This window comes from bacterium, from assembly GCA_040757115.1.
Lineage (GTDB): Bacteria > UBA9089 > CG2-30-40-21 > CG2-30-40-21 > SBAY01 > JBFLXS01.
Window position 1 is genome coordinate 1 of the sequence record JBFLYA010000432.1, and the last position, 1,500, is coordinate 1,500.

2 protein-coding genes are annotated in these 1,500 nt (G+C 41.7%); one reads left to right on the top strand and one right to left on the bottom strand.

Going from position 1 to position 1,500, the window contains the following annotated elements:
* Positions 1 to 431: 431 nt before the first annotated feature.
* Positions 432 to 701: a cupin domain-containing protein gene (locus AB1422_19420; GenBank protein ID MEW6621472.1), complete on the bottom strand. Its 270-nt coding sequence runs from the start codon at positions 699 to 701 to the stop codon at positions 432 to 434.
* Between the two features lie 640 nt (positions 702 to 1,341).
* Between AB1422_19420 and AB1422_19425 the strand changes: the two genes are divergently transcribed.
* Positions 1,342 to 1,500 (top strand): IS1595 family transposase (locus tag AB1422_19425; GenBank protein MEW6621473.1); only part of this gene is annotated, 159 nt, incomplete at its 3' end.

Consider the following 1,500-nt stretch of genomic DNA (forward strand, 5'->3'; position numbering starts at 1 on the left):
CTCAAATACCAGGGTAAGGCAAGGTGCTTCAATTAAGACCTCCGTATGTTAATGTTATAAAAAAAGCGCTTGACTAAAATAAACCAGGGGTTAGGGGAGATTTTATAAATCATAACTGTTTTAGGCTTTTATTATACGAAAGCATAGTTACTGCCAGGAGTTTTCAAATCCCCCCTCGCCCCCCTTTGCTAAAGGGGGGATAATAAGGAGCATGCCCTTAAGAGCATTTTATCCACACTCTTGCACGATGAGCCATTTTTCATGGCCGACCGACCTGCCTATGGCGTAGATAAGAGAACACAAATTTCAAACTTTCAGCGATTCCGCCTCAGCGGACCAGCAAAGACCAGAGATAGACAACACATTAAGCTGAAAGCTGATAGCTGAGCGCTGACCGCTTCGGCCGGAAAAACGAGGTTATTGGATGGAGGCTATTTAAACGTATAAACCTTCCGTATGGGTTCGATCACCTTCCAGGTGCATTTAAGCCCCTTGGGAAAGGTAACCAGGTCTCCCTTGTTGATCTCAACCGTGCCTGACGGGGTTTTCACCTCTACTCTGCCTTCAAATACATAGGCCGTCTCTTCAGAGTCGTACTCCCAGTCAAAGGCGCTCGGTTCACATGACCAGGGGCTCCATTTATCTATACCCAGGGTATCCAGCTCTTCCTTAGATGGTTTTTTGATTTTTATCTCAGACATGATATGACCTCCATTTTCTTAGGATCAAAACTTTATTATTACTCCGGCAATTAAAAAGCCTAAATCCCCCCCCTCACCCCCCTTTAGAAAAGGGGGGATGGGGGGATTTGGCAAGCTTATGTATGCATTTAGATGCCGTTGTAATATAATCCTATACGCCATATTTTTAAATGAGGCATAATTATTTTGCAATCGCAAAATCAGGAATGTGATTAACACATAACTTAGCCAATGATACTTAACCAGGGAGGAGGACAGCGGACTACTTGGGCGGGCCTTTTGCCTCTTTGATGGTAAGGCTTTTGCTGTGCAGGAGACCGATTCTTAGCTTGGAGTTTTCTCATAAAATGCTGAAGGGATTTTGAGCATTCGGAGTTATCCCAACAACGTGTTAACATTACAAATTGAATGATATACAGAAAGGAAATACGGAAATAAAAAAGCTTGTCAAGGATATTTTAAATGGAATATAAATACCTTACGCTAAATACTGAGTGATTTTGGCAATACGGAGGTGCCGGAGGGTTCCCTTCAACTTCCGGAGATATACAGAAACTGTAGAATAACTTGTTGTGTTCTCAATAATTAAATAAGGGTCATAACTAGAACAGCACTTTAAAAAGTGTGCTAACATCTGGTTATGACGTTAAAAAATAGGTACGCAAATCGTTTAAAAAATTCAGAGGCTAAAATCCGTCAAATCGTGAACCTTTTTTCACTGGATTTGAATGCCTCTCAGATTACTCAAATCACCGGTCTTAACCGGAATACTATCAACCGATATCTCTCGGAAATTCGA

Bases quoted from the DNA above. Each gene is read 5' to 3' on its own strand.
- AB1422_19420 (MEW6621472.1), bottom strand. From the start codon at position 701: ATGTCTGAGATAAAAATCAAAAAACCATCTAAGGAAGAGCTGGATACC.